The 1468-nt window shown below is 75.8% G+C and carries 1 protein-coding gene; it reads right to left on the bottom strand.

The annotated features are described in order from the left end of the window. Positions 1 to 1468, bottom strand: a 1468-nt coding sequence (locus AB0G02_RS39910; RefSeq protein WP_360805646.1) for a non-ribosomal peptide synthetase, incomplete at both ends; no start/stop codon positions are given.

The following is a 1468-nucleotide window of genomic DNA, read 5'->3' as shown; positions in this document are numbered from 1 at the left end:
CCGAGCGGATGCGGTTGACCAGCCTGGTCGCCAGCAGCGAGTGACCGCCCAGGGCGAAGAAGTCGTCGTCCACGCCGACCGCGGGCACGCCGAGCACCTCGGCGAACACGGTGCACAGCACCTCCTCGCGGGGCGTGCGCGCGGCCCGGCCCGTGCCGCCGCCGAAGTCGGGCTCCGGCAGCGCGCGGCGGTCCACCTTGCCGTTGGGGGTCAGCGGCAGCTCGTCCAGGACGACCACCGCGGCGGGGACCATCGCCTCCGGCAACGACGGCGCCAGCGCCTCCCGGATGCCGCCGACCGGGACCGACGAGCCGACCACGTAGCCGACGAGCCGGTTCTGCCCGGCCGCGTCCGGGCTGGTGGTGACGACGGCGTCGGTGACGCCCGGCAGCCGCCGCAGCGCCGCCTCGACCTCGCCCAGCTCGATGCGCTGGCCGCGGATCTTGACCTGGTGGTCGCGCCGGCCGAGGAACTCCAGCTGACCGTCCCGACGGCGGCGCACCACGTCACCGGTGCGGTAGAGCCGCGCGCCCGCCAGGGTGGCGAACGGGTCGGGGACGAACGCGGTCGCGGTCTTCACCGGGTCGCCCAGGTAGCCGTGGCCGACCCCGACGCCGCCGACGTACAGCTCGCCGGGCACGCCCGCGGGCACCGGCACGCCGTGCTCGTCCATCACGTACAGGCGGGTGTTGCGCACGGCGTGGCCGATGGGCACGCCGGTCACCGCGACCGGGGTGTCGGCGGTCAGCACGGCGTGCGTGACGTCGTCGGAGCACTCGGTCGGGCCGTAGGCGTTGACCAGCGGGATGCCGGGCTCGCGGGCGAACCACCGCTCGCAGGTGCGGGCGGGCAGCGCCTCGCCGGTGACCATCAGCCACCGCAGGTCGGGCAGCGCGGCCAGCTCCGCGCCCGCGTCGGCCGCGTCCAGCGCGGTGCGCAGCAGCGACGGCACGACCTCCAGCACGGAGACCCGTTCCGCCGAGGTCAGGCCGAACAGCGCGACCGGGTCCAGCGCGTCGTCGTCACCGACCACGCGGGTGGTGCCGCCCGCGACCAGCGCGGCCAGCATCTGCCACACCGAGATGTCGAACGTCAGCGGCGCGTTCTGCACCACCGTGTCCAGTTCGGACAGCCCGAGGTCCTCGACCTTGGCCAGCAGGTGGTTGACCATGCCGGCGCGGTGCACCATCGCGCCCTTGGGGCGGCCGGTGGAGCCGGAGGTGAAGATGACGTAGGCGAGGTCGTCGTCACCGCCGCGCACGGGCAGCAGGTCGGGGTCGGCGGCGTCGTCCAGGACGATCACCTCGACGCCCGTGTCGGCGGCCAGGTCGTGGGCCTGGGCGGCCCGCTCGGGGCTCGCCAGCAGCCACCGCGCGCCGCTGTCGGAGAGCAGGGCGGCGCTGCGGTCGTGCGGGGCGCGCGGGTCGAGCGGCACCCACGCCGCGCCCGCGCCCAGCACGCCGAGCAC

The organism is Actinosynnema sp. NPDC023658, from assembly GCF_040639995.1.
GTDB lineage: Bacteria > Actinomycetota > Actinomycetes > Mycobacteriales > Pseudonocardiaceae > Actinosynnema.
This window is presented reverse-complemented; position numbering and strand designations above follow the sequence as displayed.